The sequence below is a fragment of the Paenibacillus cisolokensis genome (assembly GCF_018403665.1).
GTDB classification, from domain to species: Bacteria; Bacillota; Bacilli; order Paenibacillales; family Paenibacillaceae; genus Paenibacillus_AH; species Paenibacillus_AH cisolokensis.
Genome location: NZ_BOVJ01000122.1, coordinates 1 through 22,453, shown reverse-complemented (window position 1 = coordinate 22,453; position 22,453 = coordinate 1). Strand labels below are relative to the sequence as shown.

General features: G+C 52.7%; 23 protein-coding genes, 5 pseudogenes and 1 riboswitch. Of the genes and pseudogenes, 2 read left to right on the top strand and 26 right to left on the bottom strand.

Annotation, left to right across the window (positions count from 1 at the left end; all coding sequences use genetic code 11):
- Nucleotides 1-42: 42 nt before the first annotated feature.
- The gene (gene fin / locus PACILC2_RS16750) at nt 43-273 is read right to left on the bottom strand and encodes an anti-sigma-F factor Fin (RefSeq protein WP_213529649.1); all 231 of its coding nucleotides are present in this window, start codon (nt 271-273) and stop codon (nt 43-45) included.
- A 57-nt stretch (nt 274-330) separates the two neighbouring features.
- Nucleotides 331-894 (bottom strand): aminoacyl-tRNA hydrolase, encoded by a 564-nt coding sequence (gene pth, locus PACILC2_RS16745; RefSeq protein ID WP_062489651.1) that lies wholly within the window; start codon nt 892-894, stop codon nt 331-333.
- A gap of 115 nt (nt 895-1,009) precedes the next feature.
- Here pth and PACILC2_RS16740 point away from each other — a divergent pair, with 115 nt between their 5' ends.
- Nucleotides 1,010-1,210, top strand: coding sequence for a hypothetical protein (locus PACILC2_RS16740; RefSeq protein WP_062489653.1), 201 nt, complete (start codon nt 1,010-1,012; stop codon nt 1,208-1,210).
- 80 nt (nt 1,211-1,290) lie between these two features.
- Here the strand turns inward: PACILC2_RS16740 and PACILC2_RS16735 are convergent, their stop codons facing one another.
- From PACILC2_RS16735 to PACILC2_RS16670, 14 genes and pseudogenes are all read right to left on the bottom strand, one after another.
- Nucleotides 1,291-1,941, bottom strand: coding sequence for a 50S ribosomal protein L25/general stress protein Ctc (locus tag PACILC2_RS16735; RefSeq protein WP_213529648.1), 651 nt, complete (start codon nt 1,939-1,941; stop codon nt 1,291-1,293).
- Between the two features lie 151 nt (nt 1,942-2,092).
- Nucleotides 2,093-3,490: a bifunctional UDP-N-acetylglucosamine diphosphorylase/glucosamine-1-phosphate N-acetyltransferase GlmU gene (gene glmU / locus PACILC2_RS16730; protein WP_280515335.1), complete on the bottom strand. Its 1,398-nt coding sequence runs from the start codon at nt 3,488-3,490 to the stop codon at nt 2,093-2,095.
- Between the two features lie 104 nt (nt 3,491-3,594).
- A pseudogene (gene spoVG, locus PACILC2_RS16725) lies at nt 3,595-3,878 on the bottom strand (septation regulator SpoVG).
- A 130-nt stretch (nt 3,879-4,008) separates the two neighbouring features.
- Nucleotides 4,009-4,404 (bottom strand): RidA family protein, encoded by a 396-nt coding sequence (locus PACILC2_RS16720; protein WP_062489662.1) that lies wholly within the window; start codon nt 4,402-4,404, stop codon nt 4,009-4,011.
- A 34-nt stretch (nt 4,405-4,438) separates the two neighbouring features.
- Complete coding sequence (gene purR / locus PACILC2_RS16715; protein ID WP_213529646.1) at nt 4,439-5,257, bottom strand: pur operon repressor; 819 nt, start codon at nt 5,255-5,257, stop codon at nt 4,439-4,441.
- A 106-nt stretch (nt 5,258-5,363) separates the two neighbouring features.
- A pseudogene (gene ispE / locus PACILC2_RS16710) lies at nt 5,364-6,217 on the bottom strand (4-(cytidine 5'-diphospho)-2-C-methyl-D-erythritol kinase).
- A 141-nt stretch (nt 6,218-6,358) separates the two neighbouring features.
- The gene (locus PACILC2_RS16705) at nt 6,359-6,544 is read right to left on the bottom strand and encodes a small, acid-soluble spore protein, alpha/beta type (protein WP_062489669.1); all 186 of its coding nucleotides are present in this window, start codon (nt 6,542-6,544) and stop codon (nt 6,359-6,361) included.
- Nucleotides 6,545-6,660: 116 nt separating this feature from the next.
- Nucleotides 6,661-6,936 (bottom strand): biofilm formation stimulator Veg, encoded by a 276-nt coding sequence (gene veg / locus PACILC2_RS16700; protein ID WP_062489671.1) that lies wholly within the window; start codon nt 6,934-6,936, stop codon nt 6,661-6,663.
- A 204-nt stretch (nt 6,937-7,140) separates the two neighbouring features.
- Nucleotides 7,141-8,017 (bottom strand): annotated as a pseudogene (gene yabG / locus PACILC2_RS16695) (sporulation peptidase YabG).
- A 123-nt stretch (nt 8,018-8,140) separates the two neighbouring features.
- Nucleotides 8,141-9,049 (bottom strand): 16S rRNA (adenine(1518)-N(6)/adenine(1519)-N(6))-dimethyltransferase RsmA, encoded by a 909-nt coding sequence (gene rsmA / locus PACILC2_RS16690; protein ID WP_280515334.1) that lies wholly within the window; start codon nt 9,047-9,049, stop codon nt 8,141-8,143.
- Nucleotides 9,046-9,608: pseudogene (gene rnmV, locus PACILC2_RS16685) on the bottom strand (ribonuclease M5). The gene rsmA and the pseudogene rnmV overlap by 4 nt, the downstream one beginning before the upstream one ends.
- Before the next feature lie 141 nt (nt 9,609-9,749).
- On the bottom strand, nt 9,750-10,820 hold the full coding sequence (locus tag PACILC2_RS16680) for a resuscitation-promoting factor (RefSeq protein WP_307860617.1): 1,071 nt from the start codon (nt 10,818-10,820) through the stop codon (nt 9,750-9,752).
- A gap of 313 nt (nt 10,821-11,133) precedes the next feature.
- A riboswitch (cyclic di-AMP (ydaO/yuaA leader) is annotated at nt 11,134-11,332 on the bottom strand.
- A 180-nt stretch (nt 11,333-11,512) separates the two neighbouring features.
- Nucleotides 11,513-12,301, bottom strand: coding sequence for a TatD family hydrolase (locus PACILC2_RS16675; protein ID WP_062489679.1), 789 nt, complete (start codon nt 12,299-12,301; stop codon nt 11,513-11,515).
- A gap of 7 nt (nt 12,302-12,308) precedes the next feature.
- Nucleotides 12,309-13,625, bottom strand: coding sequence for an HD domain-containing protein (locus tag PACILC2_RS16670; RefSeq protein WP_213529644.1), 1,317 nt, complete (start codon nt 13,623-13,625; stop codon nt 12,309-12,311).
- Between the two features lie 255 nt (nt 13,626-13,880).
- Here PACILC2_RS16670 and PACILC2_RS16665 point away from each other — a divergent pair, with 255 nt between their 5' ends.
- Nucleotides 13,881-14,135 carry an AbrB/MazE/SpoVT family DNA-binding domain-containing protein gene (locus PACILC2_RS16665; RefSeq protein WP_062489683.1) on the top strand — a complete coding sequence of 85 codons (255 nt, stop codon included), beginning with the start codon at nt 13,881-13,883 and terminating at the stop codon, nt 14,133-14,135.
- Nucleotides 14,136-14,283: 148 nt separating this feature from the next.
- Here the strand turns inward: PACILC2_RS16665 and rsmI are convergent, their stop codons facing one another.
- The 10 genes and pseudogenes from rsmI to PACILC2_RS16615 all read right to left on the bottom strand — a co-directional run bounded on the left by rsmI (nt 14,284) and on the right by PACILC2_RS16615 (nt 21,652).
- Nucleotides 14,284-15,165: a 16S rRNA (cytidine(1402)-2'-O)-methyltransferase gene (rsmI, locus tag PACILC2_RS16660; protein ID WP_213529642.1), complete on the bottom strand. Its 882-nt coding sequence runs from the start codon at nt 15,163-15,165 to the stop codon at nt 14,284-14,286.
- 46 nt (nt 15,166-15,211) lie between these two features.
- On the bottom strand, nt 15,212-15,877 hold the full coding sequence (locus PACILC2_RS16655; protein WP_213529657.1) for a tRNA1(Val) (adenine(37)-N6)-methyltransferase: 666 nt from the start codon (nt 15,875-15,877) through the stop codon (nt 15,212-15,214).
- Nucleotides 15,878-15,990: 113 nt separating this feature from the next.
- Nucleotides 15,991-16,362, bottom strand: coding sequence for an initiation-control protein YabA (locus PACILC2_RS16650; protein WP_372447155.1), 372 nt, complete (start codon nt 16,360-16,362; stop codon nt 15,991-15,993).
- 74 nt (nt 16,363-16,436) lie between these two features.
- Nucleotides 16,437-17,239: pseudogene (locus tag PACILC2_RS16645) on the bottom strand (PSP1 domain-containing protein).
- 4 nt (nt 17,240-17,243) lie between these two features.
- Nucleotides 17,244-18,221, bottom strand: coding sequence for a DNA polymerase III subunit delta' (gene holB / locus PACILC2_RS16640; RefSeq protein WP_062489692.1), 978 nt, complete (start codon nt 18,219-18,221; stop codon nt 17,244-17,246).
- Nucleotides 18,222-18,236: 15 nt separating this feature from the next.
- Nucleotides 18,237-18,680 carry a YaaR family protein gene (locus PACILC2_RS16635; protein WP_062489694.1) on the bottom strand — a complete coding sequence of 148 codons (444 nt, stop codon included), beginning with the start codon at nt 18,678-18,680 and terminating at the stop codon, nt 18,237-18,239.
- A gap of 17 nt (nt 18,681-18,697) precedes the next feature.
- Nucleotides 18,698-19,027 carry a cyclic di-AMP receptor DarA gene (gene darA / locus PACILC2_RS16630; RefSeq protein WP_062489696.1) on the bottom strand — a complete coding sequence of 110 codons (330 nt, stop codon included), beginning with the start codon at nt 19,025-19,027 and terminating at the stop codon, nt 18,698-18,700.
- 62 nt (nt 19,028-19,089) lie between these two features.
- Nucleotides 19,090-19,746 (bottom strand): dTMP kinase, encoded by a 657-nt coding sequence (gene tmk, locus PACILC2_RS16625; RefSeq protein ID WP_213529634.1) that lies wholly within the window; start codon nt 19,744-19,746, stop codon nt 19,090-19,092.
- 74 nt (nt 19,747-19,820) lie between these two features.
- The gene (locus PACILC2_RS16620) at nt 19,821-21,362 is read right to left on the bottom strand and encodes an aminotransferase class I/II-fold pyridoxal phosphate-dependent enzyme (RefSeq protein ID WP_213529632.1); all 1,542 of its coding nucleotides are present in this window, start codon (nt 21,360-21,362) and stop codon (nt 19,821-19,823) included.
- Nucleotides 21,363-21,460: 98 nt separating this feature from the next.
- On the bottom strand, nt 21,461-21,652 hold the full coding sequence (locus PACILC2_RS16615; RefSeq protein ID WP_062489702.1) for a sigma factor G inhibitor Gin: 192 nt from the start codon (nt 21,650-21,652) through the stop codon (nt 21,461-21,463).
- Nucleotides 21,653-22,453 lie beyond the last annotated feature (801 nt).

The window sequence follows — 22,453 nt, the reverse complement described above, 5'->3', positions numbered from 1 at the left end:
TCAGCCATACGCCAAGGCCTATTTGTAACCGTTCGACGGAGCTTACTGCAACGGGCTCGGTATGAGCAGCAGCTCGGGATTGGCGTCAAGCGCTTCCCGGCAATAATCGCAGACGACTTTCACCGTCACGTCGCCGTTCGGGTTATACGCTATTATATCGCTGCGTTCTTCGGGGGTCAAGAAATGGAAGCCCAGCCTGAACTCGCTCACTTGATCCCCGCGAATGGAGCCGATCTCGGTTCGGCAGTGCCGGCAAATATAGTTTACAGCCATATGTATGCCTCCTGAAGAGTCAAATATACTCTTCAGTATGCCCGGCTTTCACATTTTCTAACGATTGAACTTTGCCATCGTCTCCTCGAACGGCGCGTCAAGCGCGTATTCCGCCGCATCGCACGCCCGTTCCACCATGGCCGCCAGCTTGTCACGTTCGTCCTTCGAAAAATTCGACAAGACGTAGTCGGCAATGTTGACGCCCGGATGGGACGGCCGCGAAATGCCCATGCGGATCCGGTTGAACGTCTGCGTGCCCGTATGCTGAATAATGGATTTGATGCCGTTGTGCCCGCCCGGCCCCCCTTTGTACCGCAGTCTGATTTTGCCGATTTCCGTATCGAGATCGTCGTATATGATCAAACCGTCGGCCAGATCGGCCTTAAAGTAGTCGAGAAACGAACGGATCGCCTCGCCTGACAGGTTCATATAGGTCATCGGCTTGATCAGCACGACTTTCGTGCCGCGCACATTGCCTTCTCCGATCAAAGCCTTGCACTTGCTCTGTGTCACACGAATGCCGAATCGTTCGGCCAGCGCATCCACAACCATAAACCCGACATTATGTCTCGTTCCCTGATAAGCCGCTCCGGGGTTCCCCAGCCCCGCTATCCATTTCATATGGCATGCACTCCTGAATTTTTTTGCTCGATGATGCAACGATTAGGCTTGTTCGATTGTCAACCTTATAGTTGCTGTATTCTCATCAATTTATCATAAAGAAGGGGAAAAAGCGATGTATATGAATGGACAAATGATCTATAAGGACCGTCATTTCCAGGACCACATCATACATCAGGTTCCCGTGCAGATTTATTGGGGGCGGAAGCATAGCGACATCGGCTTCATCGATCGTTACAGCCAGGATTACGTCAGCATCAACAACGTATATTACAGCCGCAAACAATTTACATTCGTTTCGCGTCCCGGTTATTAATCCGGCCGCCAATGCGAAACAAAACAATCGAACCGGCCGGGCGCCAGGCGCCCGAGCCGGTTCGTTATCTTCTGCAGACGCTATTCCTCTTTCGTCTCTTTCAAATTGGCCTGGTCGCGCTGGGCCTTGTCTTCCGTTTCGGCATCCGACGCCCGCTCCGCTTCCTCTTCCGTCACTTCTTTCTGCGGGGCCATTACCGTAGCGATAACGGTATCCCCTTCGGTTACCGATACGACGCCATCGGGCAGCTTCAGCCCGCCCACCGTCAAGCTATCGCCGATTCCAAGCGACGATATGTCCGCCGCGATCGATTCCGGAATATCGCGGGGCAGACATTGCACCTCCAGCTCGTGAAGATTGACCGACAATATGCCGCCTTCGCGAACGCCCGCGCTGTCTCCGACCAAGTCGATGCGCACCTGCGTTTTGACCTGCTCATTCATATCGATCTGATGCAGATCGACATGCAGCACGCGGCGGGTCAACGTATCCCGCTGAACGTTCGTAACCATGACCGATTGTCTTCCAGCGCCGGGCACGTCCATTTCGATGACAGCGTTGGGATGGGAGCGCAGCAAAGCCATGAGCTCCTTCTCATCGACGGCGATCGAAGCGGGCGCGGCAATCCGCTTGCCGTATACGACGGCCGGCACCTTTCCGTTATTCCGCAGCTGGCGGAGCGCGCCTCTCGTGTCTGCCGTGCGCTGTTCGGCTTGGATGGATATCGGCATACGGAAACCTCCTTCGTATTTGGATAGCGTTTACGCTACCATTCACGCATTTCCTACTACACTATACCCAACAAGCCGGGCCTTTAAACGGTTTGACGGGGCCGAAAAAGACCGGACTTGCGGAAAGCCCGGTCTTCAAAGGAAGCAAGCGTCAGCTTCGACCATTTTCTTTTTTCGCCTTTGCGCGCGCGCGAATCTTCTCCGCATAACCCGGTTTATTGGTTTGTCGTTCCCGCGCAATCGCCAGATCGTTCTCCGGCACATCGTGCGTAATGGTCGAGCCGGCGACAACATATGCGCCGTTCCCGATTTTCACCGGCGCAATCAGATTGACATTGCTGCCGATAAACGCGTTGTCTCCGATTTCGGTCAGCGATTTGTTGTAGCCGTCGTAATTGACGGTAATCGCGCCGCAGCCGATATTGACGTCACGGCCGACAACCGCGTCGCCGACATAGCTCAGATGGGATATTTTGCTGCCGTTGCCGATCGTCGCTTTTTTCAATTCTACGAAATCGCCGATTTTGCATTGCTCCCCGACGACCGACCCCGGCCGAATGTACGCATAAGGGCCGACCGCGCTGCCGCTTCCGATTTCCGAAGCGTCGACGACGGAATGCTTGACCGTCACGCCATCGCGAATAACGGCGTCGGTGATGTCAGCCTGCGGGCCGATGACGCAATCTTCGCCGATGACGGTCGAGCCGCGCAGCACGGTGCCGGGATATATGACCGTATCGGCGCCGATCCGTACGTCCGCCTCAATATAAGTGGCCGACGGGTCGATCAGGGTGACGCCGCCGAGCAGATGCTTGCGCACGATGCGTTCCCGCATCAGCCGTTCCGCCTCGGCCAGCGCTGCCCGGTCGTTGACGCCGATCGCCTCGGCGAGGTCCGAAGTGCGGTAGCCTTGCAGCTTCTCTCCCGCCGCCGCCAAAATGCCGATCACATCGGTCAAATAATATTCCCCTTGGGCATTGTCGTTCTTCACTTGCTTGAGCGCCTCGAAAAGTTTGCGATTGTCGAAGCAGTAAGTGCCCGTATTAATTTCGCGCACCGCCGCTTCTTCAGCCGAGCAGTCCTTCTGCTCCACAATACGCTTTACCGTGCCGTCCTCGCCGCGAATGACCCTGCCGTAGCCGGTCGGGTCGTCGAACGCCGCCGTCAGTACGGTTGCCGCGGCTCCGCTTTCCTGATGCAGCTTCAGCATCGCGACGAGCGTATCGGAGGTGACGAGCGGGGTATCCCCGCATATGACGATTGTCGTCCCCGTCTCACGGGCGATCAGCGGTTCTGCCTGCAGCACCGCATGGCCGGTGCCAAGCTGCTGTTCCTGCAGCGCATATTCGGCTTCGTCTCCGAGGTATGCGCGCACCGCTTCCGCCCCGTGTCCGACGACGACGACTGTGCGTTCGCACGAAGCTTCCCGCACCGTCTGCAGCACATGGCCGACCATCGGCTTACCGCAAACCGGGTGCATCACTTTGTACAGTTTCGATTTCATTCGTTTGCCTTGTCCGGCCGCCAGTACAATCGCCATTACTTTCAATGCGATTTCCCTCCGCTTCAAAGCTTTGTTTCTTACATGACTATAGCCGATATCAAGGCAAAAGAAAAGAGAGCCGATTGGCCCCCTTATCTAGTATTACAACATTACGCCCCTTCTTCGATAACTTCTTCCTCAGTCGCGGCGCGCTCATACTCCGCAAGTACAGCTGATTGAATTTTTCCCGGGTCGTAGATGAAATGGGGTGGGCAATGTCCCGGAACTCTCCATCCGGCGTACGTTTGCTCGGCATCGCCACGAACATGCCGTTGTTCCCGTCAATCACGCGAATATCGTGAACAACGAACTCATTATCGATCGTAATGGATGCAATAGCTTTCATACGACCATCGGAATTAACGCGGCGGAGTCTGACATCGGTAATTTGCACTTGGGTTCACCACCTTTGCCTTATCGAAGACTTGGTGTATAATTCCACATTTGCGTGCAAAATCCTTCTAATTTTTTGGTAATAAAATGCTCCATTTAAAAAAATTTTTAGTCTAGCAACTTTTTCGATTTCATTCGACATGGATAGAGGCGATTAGTTCAATTTCGACAAGAACGTCCTTCGGCAGACGCGCGACTTCGACCGCCGATCGGGCCGGCTTATGGTCTCCAAAATAAGAGGCGTAGATCTCGTTCACTTCTGAAAACGTGTTCATATCCTTCAAAAAGACCGTCGCTTTCACCACATCCCGGAACGTGGCGCCCGCCGCTTCCAATACCGCTTGCAGGTTGCGGAACACTTGATGGGTTTGTTCTGCGATGCCGCCCTCGACAAGGACGCCGTCTTCGTTCAGCGGAATTTGTCCCGACGTAAACAGCAAATTGCCCAGCTTGATCGCCTGGGAATAAGGTCCGATCGCAGCCGGAGCCTTGCTTGTGGAAATCGTTTCGGGTTGAAGCTTGTTCATTCTGATCATCCTCCATTCGGTTCTTTCGCCGTTGTCAAGATTCAAAGTAATTGCCGGGTACAACGATCATTTGCTTCGTCTTCATATCGACGGCCGTCAGCTTGGCAAGCGAGACATAGTCGTTAAACAGCCGCTCTTCGGTTCCGATCTCGCCGGATTCGACGAACACGCCGACGCCCGCCACTGTGGCGTTGAACTCGTTCAGCAAATCCCTCATGCCTTGCACGGTGCCTCCCGCTTTCATGAAGTCGTCAATAATGAGGACGCGCGAGCCTTCCTTCAGTGCTCTGCGGGCAAGCGACATCGTCTGGATCCGTTTGGTCGATCCGGAAACGTAATTGATGCTGACGGCCGACCCTTCCGTTACTTTATTGTCCCGGCGCACGATGACGACAGGCAAATTGAGGCAGTTGGCCGTCGCAAAGGCAAGCGGAATCCCTTTCGTCTCCACCGTCATGACGACATCGATATCCCGATCGGCAAACGCGGTGGCGAAAATGCGCCCGACATCCTGAAGCAGCCGCGGCTGGCCGAGCATGTCGGTCATATACAAGTAGCCTCCCGGGAGCACGCGCTCCGGCTGTTCCAGCTGACGGCACACCTCTGTCATAATGTCCAGCGAAACGGATCTCTTCATCTTCGGAATATACTTGACACCGCCTGCGGCGCCTGCCAGCGTGTGCAGCTCGCCGAGTCCCTCGTCTTCGAACACTTCCTTGATAATCGCCAAATCTTCGCTGATCGACGATTTGGCCGCCTGATACCTGTCGGCAAATGCTGTCAGCGAAATTAACGTGTGGGGGCGGCTGAGCAAATATTGCGTCATTTCGACCAAACGGGCACTTCGTTTCATTTTTTCAACGCTATTCTCCCCCTGCCTGATCCAATAATTCCAAATCCGTATATTATAATGTCAATATAACATTTTTATACGGATTTAGGCAAGGATAACGTGAAACTCATGTCAGCATTCTTACCACATACACTTCTTTGCAAAAGCCGCGCAACCCGTTATAAATACGGGCCAGCTTCGCTTCCTTGGAGACGAGGCCGAATACGGTCGGGCCGCTTCCTGACATGAGAACACCGTCGGCGCCAAGTCTCTTCATGCTTTCTTTCAGCTGGCGCACTTCCGGATAAAGCTTCAGCGTAACCGTCTCCAGCACATTGCCGAGCGCCTCGCAAACGCCGTTGAAAGACTGGTTCTCGATCGCGGAGATCATATCCGCTGCCGAGGGGTGATATTCCAGCTCGGATGCCCGAAGCTTGCCGTAAACATCCGCAGTCGATACATTAATCGGCGGCTTGGCAAGCACGACCCAGCACTGCGGGGGATTGGCGATCCGCTGCAGCTTTTCTCCCCGTCCCGTAGCGAGCGCGGTGCCGCCTGTCACGCAGAACGGCACGTCGGAGCCGAGCTCGGCGCCGAGGCGGCACAGCTCATCTTCGGGAATATGCAGCCCCCACAGCCGGTTCAAGCCGCGAAGAGTTGCGGCTGCATCGCTGCTGCCGCCCGCAAGGCCGGCGGCGACGGGAATTTTTTTATTCAAGTGTATGTAAACGCCTTTCCGTACGTCGTAGCGTTCTTTAATCAGCTTGGCGGCCTGGAAGGCAAGATTTTTTCATCCAGTGGAATATAGCCCGCCTGGCTCGATATGATAATCGTGTCCCGTTGAAGCTCTTCCATTTCGAGACGGTCGGCAAGGTCGACCATCGTCATTACCATTTCAACTTCATGAAAACCGTCGTCGCGTTTATGTAAAACGTCGAGCAGCAAGTTGATTTTGGCCGGCGCTTTTTCATAAATTTTCATCCCGTTCACCCGTCCGTTTTGTTAGCTCCACTTATTATAGCAGACAGGCATTAGAAAAGCGAAGCAAAGCCGGCTGCGGCATCCCGTGCAATCGGCTTTGCTTCGACCTGTGACGGAGCGGTCGGAAATGGCGAGCAAGAGTTACGGCCGATGCTGCTTCGCGGCCGCCTGTTCGGCCAGCTGGATGGCCCGTTTCACCATATTGCCCGCATCCTTGGCGCGAATTCCGCCCCATCCTTCCCGTTGTACGGTATCATAAAACCCGAGGTCCTTCGCGAGCTCGTTCTTGAGCTGCTCCGACATCGTGCTGCGGCGTCTGCGACTCATCGCAAACCTCACTCCTTCCCGCTTTCGTAATACCGTTATTATGCGTCGTTTCCCGTTCCGCATGCAGGCAAAAAAAAAGCACGGAATGCAATCCGTGCCCAAATCGGCGCGATGCCTCAGTGCGGTAAATAGTTAATGCGGACCTGGCCTTCGTCATTGCACACGGTTACTTCCACCGATTCAGTCAAAATATCCGCGTAGCTGTATGAGACTCGCTTAAATGCATGTTGTTCCTGATCCAGCTTGACGATGAAAACAGATGGGTAGATCTCCTCTAACACACCGGTACGTTCAATGGTCTTGCGTCGACCACCGTTGGCTCGAAGACGGATTTTAGAGCCGACATGAGCTTCCAAGCTGCGTTTGATTTCAGACAGTGCATTTTTAGCCATTGTCCACAACCACCTCTTTCCTTGTCCATTATACCCAAAAAGAGGGGATTTGTCAATTGAAATAAATAATTATATCAGCATGCATATTTGGTTGTCAACGAAATTTTTATTTATTTTTCCCTCGTTTCCCCGATTCTATGCAGCCCCATATGAGAAAACGACATGTCCTTGGGGCATGTCGTTTTCTTTCTTTTCGCTATCCGTCTAAATGACCGTCGTCAAGGCCATTTTGGGCTTCGGCAATCCGATCCGGTGCCGGCCCATCGTCTCGATGCCTCCGACGCCGTCTATCCCGCTGATCGTGCCATGGATCACTTCGGATAAATCGATCGTATCCTTGATCGAGGTGTAACTGGCTTTAATGGCAATATAAACCGGATCAAGCGCGTGAATCAAAATCCGTCCCGGTGAACTGGCAAAATTCGCCCCAGCTTGAATAAGGGCTTCGAAATGCGACTGGCATGCCCCGGCGATGACGACGAGGCCGTCCAATGTCTTTTCATACTCGCGCGCAATTTTCACGGCATTTACGAAATTAAGGGAGTTTTTGTAGCTGTTGATATTATGCAGCTCATTGGGCAGCCGGTTTTTCAATACGCCGTCATGTCCTGTAATGACGACGATGTCGGGCTTCACTTGCGGAAGCAGACGATGCAATAAATGGGGCATTTGCGATTCGTGAATATGGACCCCGTAAGCCGGAACGCGCATTTGCGTGTACAGCTGCATGCTTTTTTCATGTAATTGCCGTCTCCGTCCAAATGCAGCACTTTGCCGGGCATTTCGAAATAAGGCTGATTTTTTGCGCCAGCCGGATGCTGATATCGGTTTGCACGTTTTGTTGTTCGCGCTGTTCGTAGATCCGGCGCAACGATTCGTTTACTTTAACGCGGACTTCTTGCGCCGCACGGGTTTGCTCGGGATTTTGGACGACCGACAGGTCGGGAATCGGCGCGTCTGCAAGCAAACGGTAATCTGTGCCTTTCAGGATCGCAAGCTCCTCGATCGGTTCGATGGATTCAACACGGAACAGCACGTCACCGCCGTACGATTTGCGGACGACCAGGTCCCCTTGGTTCATGGGCCATCACCTCTTCGTCTATCCTATGGGCGGACAGAAGCAAAGGTGACTGCGGAACGCCGGCAAGGCAATCCGGCATTGGTTCGGACGGCAGCGGCACCCGGGACGACCGTCATCCACCCGTTACCGGTTGACGCCCGCCCTATAGCATACGTTGCAGACTGCGGCGAACTCCTCCAGCGTTAATGTCTCTCCTCTGCGCGACGGATCGATGCCGGCTTCCGCAATCAGCCGCACAACCTCTTCCCGCCGGTTCTTGCCCGCCCACGCGGCCAAATTGTTGGCCAGCGTTTTGCGCCGCTGGGCAAAAGCGGCCTGCACAACGCGAAAAAAATATGCTTCGTCGGCGGTCTCCACCGGGGGCCGATCCCGCAGCGTCAGCTTGATTACGCTGGAATCGACGTTAGGCTGGGGAATAAATACGGTATGCGGCACCGTACATACAAGCTCCGGCCTGGTGTAATATTGTACGGCGACGCTCAGACTGCCGTAAGCCTTGCTGCCGGGAACAGCCGCCATCCGCTCCGCGACTTCCTTCTGAATCATCACGACGATATGATCAAGCGGCAGCCGTTCTTCCAGCAGCTTCATCAAGATCGGAGTCGTAATATAATAAGGCAAATTGGCGACCACGCTGATGCCGGTCATCCCGGTAAATTGCTCCTCCATCAATTGCCGCAAGTCAAGACGAAGCACATCGCCGTGTATAATGCTTACATTCGACTCTGCGCCAAGCACTTCCTGCAATATAGGCAATAGCCGGCTATCGATTTCCACCGCCGCCACTTTGCCGGCGCTGTGGGCAAGCCATTGCGTCAGCGCGCCGATGCCGGGACCGATCTCCAGAGCCCCTTTGGTCTTGTCCAATTCCGCCGCGTCGACAATTTTTCGCAAAATATTTTGATCGATCAGAAAGTTTTGGCCGAGACTTTTTTTGAAGGAAAAACCGTGCTTTGCAATAATATCGCGCGTCCGTTTCGGTGTGGCGACTTCTGCGGCCTGCCGCATATCGCCCGCCGGATCGTTTGTCATTTCGTCTCCTCCCGTCCTCGCTCCAGTTCCTTAAGCGCGTCATGAAATTCATCCCGCCCGATTCGGAAGCTGACGCAGCGCTTGTAGAACTGCTTGCCATTCGCATACCCGATCCCCAATATACGGCCCATCTGAAGACGTCTGGACGCCGCATCCGGATGAACGACCAGTCCCGCCTCGACCAAATCTCCCCAGTTTACGATATCGGACGGAACCGCATCGGCCGAAGCTTCCGTACGGACGTTGGCGAGCGCGCGGCATATCGCTTCGGGGGAGGCGTTTTCGACGCCGATATCCCCTTTATACAAGGCTTCCTCCTGCGGCAGGAAAGCATGCTTGCAGCCGGGCACGCGGCGGGACACGATGCGCCGTATCCGTTCGCCGGCATGATCGGGATCGGTAAAATAATAACGCCTCTCCGCTCCTTCGCCAGCGCAATCCGGCGCAATACGTCTTCGCCGACGGCTGAGCCGTTCGTTTCGATCGTATCAGCTTCCACAGCGCGTTTCACGGCTGCCGTATCGTCCTTTCCTTCCACCACAATTATTTCTTGAATCATGCAACTTTTCGACTCCCTTATACGTCGTCATTAATGAGAGGATACATTCGGACATACATGCAAAAAGAAGAGGCGGCGCCTCTTCTTATCATGGCATATTTGCTGTACGATTACGATATGAATAAATCACGGATGGTGCGATCAGTTTGAAGACGGTTTGTTCGGACCGAGCACATAGACGGTATAGCCGTGCTTGCGCCCGAATTTGGTGGCGTACGATTCGCTGTCGAAATAAACGTCGATTTTGTTTCCTTTAATCGCGCCGCCCGTATCTTCTGCGCGTCTGAGGCCGATCCCTTCGATGTATACCCACCAGCCCAGCGGAATGACATTCGGATCGACCGCAATCGTGCGGCCTTCCTGAACGCGCGCGCCGGAAGCGGTAATGCCGTATTCCGGATGGTTTTCGCTTTTGCCGGTAGATTCGACGCCGGCGGAGTAAGCGGTAAGCGTTACATTCTTCAGCGTTTTCTTAGGTTTGAACGTCAATCCGGCCTTCGATACGGCCGCCGTGCCGACCGATCCGGTATTACTGAGCAATGTAACTTTCGGCTCCGGGTTTTTCGTGCCGATTGCGACGACTTGGCTCACGCTCGGCTTCTGCACCGTTTTGGTCACGAGACGGTGCGACACGAGCATGCCGTTTTGGAATATTTTTTCGTATTTCCGGACGACGACTCCGTTCTTGCCGGTACGAACGATCTTCTGCTTCCCTTTCTCCAGGGTAGGGTCTTCTTTCCTGACGACCTGGTACGGAATTTCTTGCTGCTGCTTGGTTATATGTTTATCGATTCGAACGACGTGCACCTTCATGTTCGATTGCAGCTCGGTATCGAGAGAAGGGAACACTTTATCCTGCTCGCGAACTTCTATATTCATCTCCTGAATCAGAGACCCGACCGTTTTTTCAGTCGTAAATACGGTCGATTCCTTGCTGCCGTTCTTCAATTTGACGGGAATGGCTTTTTCGATTTCAATCCGGTCGCCGTCTTTCACCGCTCCGTTGAGCGGCATGGACACCTTATCGTACGGTCCGATCGTGATGGACTGCTCCTCCAGCAGCTCTTGCAATACCCACTGCTTCGTCTTTACAACGGATTCCTGTCCATCCAGAACGACAGATACGCTTCGATTGGCCGATCCGTATAACAATACCAACAACATGAAAGCCATAGCGATTGAAATAATGACGCTGAGAAGAATCAAACGCAAGTTTTCATGCTTCCATCGCATTGCGAAAGACATGCTGGATGATCGTTTACCATGGGTGTTTTTCGAAAATACGCCCACTTCTTCGGTCCTCCTTCATAGCCCCGCCGCCTAAGTACATGCATGATACCTTGACGTGACTATTGTGTTGTCGCGTGACCAGGCACGCATTCCAGTCCTCCTCTCGTCACCTCCATGATTAACCCTATGTCGACGGTTTACACATTATTCAAAAAGAAAAAGAAGCCGTCGACAGAGGATCTGTTTCGTGGCTTCCCGGGTGCTGCCGTTAATCATGGAATGTGGATGCACGAGATTGATCTCTCTTGGAACGCTTGCGAGGTTAGCTGTCGGGTTCGGGCAAGAGAGTCGCCCTATCAACGGCGCCTTCATCCGCGGACTTCGGGCCGTTCAATTCACCCCAAAATAGTTTGGTACGCGATGACAATCGATGCCGATCGTCCCGCTGTTGGTTCCCCCGCTCTTCCTGCCGGAAGATTAAGCGAAAACAATATTTGTGAACTGGAAATCCAATACAACGCTTAAGCTCTGTGATAGATGATACTCTGTAGTCCACCACATTGTAAAGATGCGATTAAACACGATATTCATGATTTTTCAGGAAAAACATCGGAAATATCGGCGAATTCATCAAACAAATTCAGTTTTTTCGCCCTCTATCTGCTTTGATCTCTTTATCTGTTCGTTTTTCGTTCAAGCCGAAAACAGCGATTGGCATTTTCCATCGTAATTTTCATAATTTCTTCCACACTTTTTCCTGTTATTACCGCCGCCGCCTCGGCTACGTATTTCACATAAGCCGACTCGTTTCGCTTCCCTCGGAAAGGTTCGGGCGCCAGATATGGGGCATCGGTTTCAATCAATAACCGGTCAAGCGGCACCTTGGCCAGCACCTCTTTGGGCACTCTCGCGTTTTTGAACGTGACAGGCCCTCCGAAGGAAATATAAAAGCCCATGTCGAGGCATCGTTTGGCCGTTTCCCAGCTGCCGGAGAAGCAATGCATGATGCCTCCCACTTCGCTTGCTTTCTCTTCCTGCAAAATGTTCACGACATCTTCATGCGCGTCCCGATTATGAATGATGATCGGCTTGCCGATCCGGCGGGCAAGCGCAATCTGTTCGCGGAATACGCGATGCTGCACTTCTTTCGGCGATGTGTCCCAATGATAATCAAGCCCGATTTCGCCGACGGCCACCACCTTCGGATGCGCGCACAGCTCTTCGATCCACTGCAAATCATCAGGTTTCATGTCGATGCTGTCGACCGGATGCCAGCCGACGGCGGCATAAATAAAATCATATCGTTCCGCAAGCGCGATGGTGGTCGGAATGGTCTCCCGGTTAAAACCGATATTGACCAACCGTTCTACGCCGGCTTCTCTTGCCCGTTTAATGACATCTTCCCGATCCCCGTCGAAACGAGGGGAGTCCAAATGCGTATGGGTGTCGAACAATCCAGTCATGATGCGTTCAAATCTCCTTTTCGTTCGTCAATGAAAACCATTTTTTGATTTCAGGCGACAAGCGGTCGGCCGCTTCCCGCAGCAAATCTTCGGGATAATACAGGTGATAGCGGCCGCGCTGAATGCCCGTTATCGAATGGATGATGTCGGATTGCGACGATATTTCCGACAATTTTCCATGCTTGTCCACCAGCAGTATCGGCGGTTTGTCCCTTTTGCCGCCTGTATCCCCCGGACCCGGCCGGTATACGTCATACGGCAAATCGGACGGGTAATCGACCTCCAGATGATACTCGGGTTCAAGCCCCGCCGCTAAGAATTGCCGTTTCATTTCCGCCAGCATCGTTTCATTCGCTTCGTCAACAGTTATATATTTGTACAACTTGCGATTCAAAAACCGGCGGCACAAATCGGACAACAGCCAGTCCCGTTCGGCGGTCCACTCACTGAACGCCGTCTGGACGAGCGCTTCGTCCAAACGCAAATAGTCTTCGACGGTAAGTGTACCATTAATCAGCTTGAGCAGCGAACGGTTCATCCAGCCAAATCGGTACCCACCCCCATAAAGCTCTTTGGCTCTGCGAAAAATTTGTCTAAGAATAATTTCCGAGCTGCGGGTTACCGGGTGAAAATAAACTTGCCAGTACATTTGATACCGGCTCATCAAATAATCTTCCACGGCATGCATGCCGCTGTCCTTCACCACGATCCGGTCGCGGTAAGGGCGCAGAACGCGCAATATGCGATCCAGGTCGAAAGTCCCATAATTGACGCCGGTATAATACGCGTCCCGGAGCAAATAGTCCATTCTGTCCGCATCCATTTGACTGGACACGAGGCTGACTACAATCGGGTGATGATAGGTTTTCCGAATTACGGAAGCGACCCGTTCCGGGAAATCGGCCGACACTTCTGACAGGACCCGGTGAATTTCGGTGTCGTCAAGCAAAATGCGGCAAGTCCACTCTTCGTGATCCATGTCGAACACTTGCTCGATGGAATGGGAGAACGGGCCGTGCCCGACATCATGCAGCAGAGCGGCACAAAGCGCGACGAGCTTCTCGCCAGTCGGCCAATCCGGGTAGCCGTTGCGCTCGAATTGCGATATGATTCTGCGCGTAATTTCATATACGCCGAGCGAATGCGAGAACCGGCTGTGCTCCGCGCCGTGGAATGTCAGATATGAAGTTCCGAGCTGCCGGATACGCCGAAGACGTTGGAATTCCCTGGTATTAATTAAATTCCAGATAAGCGAATCCTGTACATAAATGTACTTGTGAACCGGGTCTTTAAATACTTTTTCTTCTGCCAGAGCATGCTGCATGGGTTAACACCCCTTCCCGCGTTTTTCGACATTATTTGTCGACTTATACTGTCGAATTATGTCGTTTATGAAAGTATTTTTGTCGAGAATTTCTGTATTCTACTCTTCATTTCCCATTCCAAAAGTCTTGAAAATCCCGTTATTTCAAGGAAAAAACCATGTTGACTATTTTGGGAATGGTTGGTATTATAGTGTTTAGAAAAAAGTAAAACTATGTCGAAAACTGACGAATTAGTGGAGAGGGGACACGATAGAATGATGAAATCAACAGGAATTGTCCGCAAAGTCGACGAGCTCGGACGCGTCGTCATCCCGATCGAACTGCGTCGTACGCTTGGCATCGGCGAAAAGGACGCCCTTGAAATTTACGTAGACGGCGAACGCATTATGCTGAAGAAATATGAGCCCGCATGCATATTCTGCGGCAATGCTGAAAATGTAACCTATTTCAAAGGAAAAATAGTCTGCAATATTTGCTTGTCGGAAATGCCTTCTCCTGTGACAAAATAAGAATTATAGGTTATAATACAAGTAATTGCACTTGTTAATTCTAACCTTTTTATACTCCTTAACGCCTTCCTGCGCTAGAACCCGGCCAGGAAGGTCTTTTTTGCCGCCGTGCGGACGCCGAACGGCGCGACCGGCGGCGGTTTCCGCCCTAACGCTTCATTACGGCGTTATAGACGTCGCGCCTCGACATGCCGCGATCGGCGGCCGTCCGCTTAATCGCTTCCTTCCGGTCCCCCGTCTCTTGCTCATAGCGGGCAACGTGATCGGCCAGGCTGAGCCCGTCCCACCACATTTCTTTCGCCACCCCTTCGATACCGCCGTTCGCCGCAAGATCGATAACGAGACAATACTCTCCCATAGGCGGATGCAGCTCGATCCATTCCAAGCAATCCGACACCGTTCCGCGAACCGCTTCCTCGTACCGTTTCGTCAGTTCCCGAACCATCGCGATCGGGCGGTCTCCCCAGACGTCAAGCATCGCTTGCAGCGTCTTCTTCAGACGGTGGGGCGACTCATAAACGAGAAGCGTGCCGCACGCGCTGCCGATCCACGCTTCGAGCCAATCCTTCAGCTCTTTGCGCTCCCGAGGGGGAAATCCCGCAAAGGTGAACCGGTCCGTCGGCAACCCGGATATGATAAGCGCAGACAATGCCGCATTGGCTCCGGGAACCGGAACGACGGGGATATCCCGGTCAATCGCTTCCCGGACAAGATCGGCTCCCGGATCGGATACGGCAGGAAGGCCGGCATCGCTGACGAGCGCTACATGAAGGCCCGTCTCGAGCAGCCGCAGCAGTTCGGCTCCGCTTGCTGTTTTATTATGTTCGTGATAACTGACCAGCCTTGTCCCGATATCGAAATGAGTCAGCAGCTTTCGGGTTTGGCGAGTGTCTTCCGCGGCAATGAGATCGACCTCCTTAAGCGTTCGAATCGCCCGGAACGTCATATCCTCCAAATTGCCGATCGGCGTTCCCACCAGATAAAGCGTACCTTTTCCGGCCTGTTCGCCAAAACTTTTCTGTATTTTCACGTCTCCCGTGTCCTTCCGTTCTCCAAATCAAAACGTGTTTCTTCTATTATATAGCAGTTGGGTTTCGTTCTTCTACAAACAGCGGAGGCAGCAGCTTCAGATCCGGGCGGCCGTCACGGAGCGCCTCAATCAACACCATCGTCGCTTCGGCCTTTGCATGGTGGTGGACGAAGCGTACACGCTTCGGTTCGAGCTTCCAGCGCCGAAGCGAGTCCATGATGTCCAGAAATCGGGACGGACGATGGATCATCGTCACTTTGCCCCCCGGTTTTACGAGCCTTGCGCAAGCCTCAACCACATCTTCCAACGTACAGTACAGTTCATGACGGGCGATGGCATAGTATTCGCTTCCGTTCACATCGCCTCCGGTGACCGGCATGTAAGGCGGATTGACCGTTACCGCGTCGTACACGCCATAGCCGGCCTTTTTCACATAGTGGCGAAGATCGCCTTCGATAATCCGAATCCGGTCTTCAAGTCCGTTAAGAGCCACGCTTCGTTTGGCCATATCGGCAAGCCGGGGCTGAATTTCAACTGCGTCGATTGTTCCGTTCGTTTTCTCCGAAAGCAAAAGCGGTATGACGCCGTTGCCGGTGCATAAATCAAGCACTCTTCCGCGTTTCGGTATCGCCGCAAATTCCGCCAGCAATACCGCATCGATCGAGAAGCTGAACACTTCCCGGCTTTGTATAATTTTCAAGCCGTTGAACATCAAATCGTCAATCCGTTCGCCCGGATACAGCTTTATGGTGGATTGCGCCACGTCCTGCAAATTCTTCACTCCGATCTTACAACAAAGAAGACCCTCTTCCGGGTCTTCTTCGGCTACGATTTGTTCAAAAAAGACAAGCAAAACAAGCAATCGCCTTCTGTTCGCAAGTGTCCGTAATAAACGTTGCAAATATGAAAACCTTCGTGATACAACCTGGCCAAGTTATCGTACCCTTCTCCGACAGCCGCCGCATAAGAAGCTGCTTGATCCTTCGCCTCTTCCGGACGCCCCGCCGTTTCGCCATTCGCTTCTTTCTGGCGATGATCGCCGACTGCTGCCGCAATCGTCTCCCGCTTCAATATTTTGCGCAACTGGTTGTTTTCCATGCTGAGGCGCTTATTCTCTTCCAGCAGCCACTTAATGCGCAGCTTCAGCTCCCCGAGCTCCCGATGAAAGGTGCCAAGCTTGCTCTCCAGCTCATCCATCTCCAAAAAAATATCTTTGTTTTCCAAGTTCCCACCCCAGAGCATATAAGCGTAATAGCTCCGCAGTGGACGATTTATTTGACGACGACATCGTCCAGCGGCATTTCTTTCGGCTTGCCAGGCATGTCGAACAGTTGGACGTAAACGGCTTTTGCCGATGCGTTGATTCCGGTTACTTTGCCTTCGCCCAGCGAAGTAATGACGATTTTACCGACAGCCGGCAACTCTTCCCGTGCGCTCTCGTAATTGTCGTGCTCGAATTTCAAACAACACATCAAACGTCCGCACAATCCGGAAATTTTGGTCGGATTCAGCGACAAGTTCTGATCTTTTGCCATCTTGATCGATACCGGTTCGAAGTCGCCAAGCCAGGACGAGCAGCACAGAATCCGTCCGCAAGGACCGATACCTCCCAGCATCTTCGCTTCGTCCCGAACGCCGATCTGGCGCAGCTCGATCCGGGTGCGGAAGACACTGGCCAAATCTTTGACCAGCTCGCGAAAGTCCACTCGTCCTTCCGCCGTAAAATAAAAATAATTTTGTTCCGGTCGAACGTAAATTCGACATCAACCAGCTTCATCTTCAATTGATGAGCTTTTATTTTGTCTAAACATGTGGCAAACGCGTCTCTGGCCGCCATCTTGTTCTCATCCACGATTTTGGCGTCAACTTCGTTTGCAATGCGGATCACTTTCTTTAACGGGAGGACGACATCCGATTCACCGACTTCCTTCTGTCCGACTACTACTTTGCCGTACTCGATTCCGCGCGCCGTTTCGACAATGACATGCTGGTCTTTGGCGACGGGATGATCGTCCGGGTCAAAATAGTAGATTTTGCCCGCTTTCTTAAAGCGGACCCCGACGACTTTATACAAGGATTTAGCCCTCCTGTACGTGTACCCATAGTTGCTCGAACGCCAGCTGCGGCGCCACATTGGCGCGCAGCCGCTTGCCGGCTTCGAGCGCATATTCCATGCAACGCACCCAGCTTTCAGCCTCGCGGGTGAACGCATGGCTGCCAATCCAATCTGACTGATCTATAAAAACGATGCTTTCCTGCTTTCCAGCCTGGAAAAGAATCATATCTCTGTACCATAGTGACAACATGGACAACAGCAGCTGAGGCTGCTCGCCGATCGCGGATTTGAACACCCGCTGCTGCGTCGTAATCATCGCTGCGGTGAATCGGGTGAGACTCTCCCTTCCTAATTGTATCACTACGTTTCTCATTTCTGCAAACTCATTCTGCGCGATCAGCTCCCGACACGCGTCCAATCCGGAGGCAAGATGAACCGCCAGACGGCTGAGCAGCGGCGGATGGCCTTCCCGTATAAGCTGCTCCAGCATTTCGAAAGGAGCCATCGGCAAAAAAGGAACCCATTGAACGCGCGACCGTATCGTCGGCAGTACAGCTTGTCCGTTGTCGGTCAGCAAAATCGCGATAACCGGGGAAAGCGGCTCTTCCAAAAACTTAAGCAGGCTGTTCGCAGCCTGCATCGTCATCGTTTCCGCCCTTTCCATAATATATACTTTGCGTTTCGAACCGGTATTGCGGTAAGCCATTTCACGCTGCAATTCCCGGATCTGGTCGATTTTGATCGATTGCCCTTCCGGCGCGATGAGATGCAGGTCCGGTTGATTGCCGTGCTCGAACTTGCGGCATTCCAGACATTCCCCGCATGCGTCGTCTCCGCCCGAAGTGCAAAACAGCCCTTGAGCGAATGCCATCGCCATGTTTTTGCGTCCTGTGCCGGAAGGCCCGTGAAACAGATAGGCATGCGAAATTTTACCGCTCTTCAGCGCATGCTTCAATATGCGTTTGGCCTTCGGCTGCCCCGGTACCTGTTCGATCTTCATTACAAATATTTCCTTTCAAAACACAAGATTAATCAGCATGCCGCGAATTTCACCGATTTTATGCAGCAGCTCGATCCGTCCTTGTTCACTTTCCAGCAAATTTTCGGCCATTTCCGTCAAGCTTTCATTGATCTCGTCGAGCAGCTTGTACCGTTTCACCCGTCCGCGCCGGTCCACTCCTCGCACTTCTTTCAGACCAATGCCTCTCCTGACCGTATCTTCCAGAAACCGGCGCACCATCTCGCGATAGAGCTTTAACTCCCGTACAGTCATGGAACGGGCGAGCCGTTCTCCCTGCAGATGAATGTCCTTCAGCTTCTGCTGCAATTCTTCCCGTGATCGTTCGCGGTCCTGCTGATGCATGACGTCTGCGAACGATCGCGGCTGTACCTGCTTGGCGGTCTGATCGGTTATCGTTCTCTCCTGACCGAACGACCGCCATCCGGGATTAATTTTCATGCGAGTTTCACGCCCATTCAGAAATGTTCAAACCGTTCAACCGGCAAGACGAATACGGCTGCACCGCCAACCTGCACTTCGACCGGAAACGGAATATAAGAATCGGCCGTTCCTCCCATCGGCGATACCGGCGTCACCAATTGATCGCGTACTTTGCAATTGGAACGAATAACATGCAACACCTCATGGACTCTTTCGTCTTCGATGCCGATCATAAATGTCGTATTCCCGGCTCGTAAAAAGCCGCCGGTACTGGCCAGTTTTGTCGCCCGGAAGCCTTCCCGGACGAGCGCGTTCGACAATCTGTTGCTGTCTTTATCTTGAACGACCGCAATTACCAGCTTCATCCCATTCCCCCCAAACATTTTATGACCTGCGTCTTCATGCGGGTTGCTGTATCCTGTTATACTTATAGTTTGACATCGGTTGCAAAAAATCCTGCAAATCGACGCTCGATCAGCGAAATCGCGTCCTCCAGCACTTTTCCGGGCTCTTGTTCGGCGTCTATGCGCACGATTCGGTCCGGTTCGCGCTCCAGCAACGACAAATACCCTTCCCTTACCTTCCGGTGAAACGAAACGGACTCCAGATCAAGCCGATTCAATTCGCGTTCCCCGGCTTGGCGGATGCGCGCAAGTCCTACCTCCGGGCGAATATCCATATACAGCGTCAAATCCGGCATCGCATCCTGAATTGCAAACCGGTTGATCGCCCACACTTCTTCAACGCCCAAGCCTCTCGCATAGCCCTGATAAGCCAGACTGCTGTCCACGAAACGGTCGCAAAGCACGATCTTCCCCTCTGCCAGCGCCGGTACGACTTTATCCGCCAAATGCTGCCGTCTTGCGGCGGCGTACAGCAGCGCCTCCGTGCGAGCGTCCATCCCGATATTCGCTTTATCGAGAATAATGCCGCGAATCCGTTCGGCGATCGGGATGCCCCCCGGCTCCCGGGTCGTCACGACCTGTTTGCCTTTTACCCTCAATTTATGCGCCAGTTCGGCAAGAAGTGACGTTTTGCCCGCGCCTTCCCCGCCTTCGATCGTAATAAATAATCCTTTATTCAACCAAAATAGCTCCTTCGACTAATGTAATACTCTAATCATAACAAAGCCGTTCCAAGATCGAAAGCTTTTTGGCATTACGATCCGGATGAGACGGACCGGTCGAACACGTTGATCGTGCGCAATGTCGGATCGGAAGCGCCCTGGCATCGTGCACGATGTCTCGACAGCGTGTCCAACCTTTCGACAATGGCCGGCGTAATCCGTTCTCCTTCATAAACCAGGGGAATGCCGGGCGGATACGGAATAATCGTTTCCGCCGATTCGTACCCTGTTGCCTGATGCAGGACAACCGTTTTGACTTTCTGTCTTGTTTTCATATGAAATTGAAAAGAAACGGGTAAAGAAATAGCCTCATCATCGCTATACCATACGGTACGATTTCTATCCGGCTCCCGGTCTTTCTCTTTGCTCTCATTGCGCTCGGGAATTCGACAATCCTGCACGATCGATGCGCAAGCCTGAATCAATCGTTCGACATCGGCTGGCGTCGTAAATGCGCCAAAAAGAAGCACCACATGACGCTCGTCCGCAAGCTCCGGCCAGCAGCCACGCGATTCCAATTCCCGCTGAAGCGTATATCCCGGCACCGTGCCGCTGCCATCCCGCAGCACAACGCGCAGCGGATCTTGCTTGTAACCGGAACCGCCATCCGCTTCAACGACTTCCAGCGCGCTATCCTGACCCGAAATCCATTCCCGAAATATCTTCGCCGCCTCCAGCCCGTCCCGAAACAACGATTCGCCGTACCGGTCGACCATTGCCCGGGCAATATCGAGAGAAGCCATAATCGGATATGAAGGGCTCGAGCTTTGGACGGCGGACAGCGCCTTCTTCAACAGGCCGCGGTCGAGCCGCGAGCCTTGTACATGGAGCATCGCTCCCATCGTCAATGCCGGAAGCGTCTTATGCGCCGACTGGACGACAACGTCCGCTCCGGCTTGCATTGCATTGGTCGGAAAAGCCGGATGAAAGCCGTAATGGGCGCCGTGCGCCTCATCGACGAGCAGCGGAATACGATGCATATGCGCAGCTTCGGCATAAGGACGCAAATCGACAGCTGCCCCGTAGTAATTCGGACTGGATAAAAATACGGCCTTCGCGTCAGGGTATCGCTTCAGCGCTTCCGCGAGAGTGTCCAACCGCGGTACCGTCATTTGCCCTGTGCGAGGCTCAAGCTCCGGCATCACAAAAACGGCGCGCGCTCCTGCAAGCCGCAGTCCATTTAATACCGATTTATGCACATTCCGCTGCATAATGACGAGATCTCCCGGTCCGCATGCGGCAAGCAGCATCGACAAATTACCGGCCGTACTTCCGTTTACAAGAAAATAGGTTTCTTCCGCGCCGAAACATTCCGCCGCAAGCTGCTGCGCCTCCGCAATAATCCCTTCCGGCTGGTGCAAATCATCGGTATCCGACAATTCGGTCACGTCAAGCCGCATAATCATTTCAAACCATGTTTTATAAGTGGCGAAAATATCGTCACCTTCGATCGGAGATGCTGGCTCCGCATGAAACAAGCGGCCGTTTTTATGTCCGGGGACATGAAAACTGAGCGGATTGCGGTCAAGTCTGCGGATAAGCGCGTCGAACAGCGGCTTCCGAAGGCGATTCATTCGTTGTCCGTTCCCCCTGTCCATTGCTATATCATCATTGTACCCGGAAATAGGCGAAAAAAAAGAGTCAATTCGTGTCTGTTCGTCCACGAAAAGACTCAAGCGTTTTCTTGCACCCAAATTCGTTTTAACCGATGAATAAAAAAAGGATATTTCGCATCTTGAACGTCGGTTCTTACTATTTCGCTTTCGCATGTGCAGCATATAAATTCGGTGACGATGCTGATTCCTTCATCTTCCGGCTTGGACTGGCCGCATATGATGCAAGTCAAATAACGTTCATCGTTCATATCCGATCATCCTTTGCAAAATAGCGATTATATGGCTATCAGTATACCCCATTTTCTATTAGTTCATACTTGTTTCATAGCATACCGTAATACATTGTATGACGAAAGCCGAAGGTTGGTGATTGTCACGCCAGATTACGGCGGCGTTGCTCTGCACTTTCCGGCACGATTAACCGATATATAAAGAAAAGAAGACGGATCGAAATAAGAAAGGAAGGCAGTACGGCATGAGACAGCCGCTATCCGAACAGGAGCGCGCAACGATATATCAATACAAGCTTATCGCAAAAAAACAGTTTCGGAAAGAGAGCATATGGAGCTATCTGGCTATCCCGGTCCTAATCCTGATCTTCCAATCCGTATTATACGGTTGGACCGGACTTGTCAGTTGGTTGCTCGGAGCCGTCTTTGTTCAACTGATTCAATTGACCATCGCTTTACTTACCTTTAAACGGACGGACGATTCTTCCAGAAGGTGGATTTGGCGAATACAACCGCCATGGATCGGGCTCCAACCGAGACTGGAATGCGAGTTTGCGACTTTTCGCAAGCTTCACCGCCATTTGTTATGGCTTGGGCTGTGCGTCATCGCCATCAGTTATCCGTGGGCCAACGATCCGCTGCTGCTAAGTCTGATTTGCTGGCATCTATGGGTGCTTGCTCCCCGCATCTTGCTAACCTTCCTCTTCCGAAAGCATCGTCCGGACGGCGTAATCAGACTTCAACAAGAAGAAATTGCGTTTTACCACCGCTAAACGAACAACAAAAAACCCACCGTTGTATGCAACGGTGGGTTCTTCG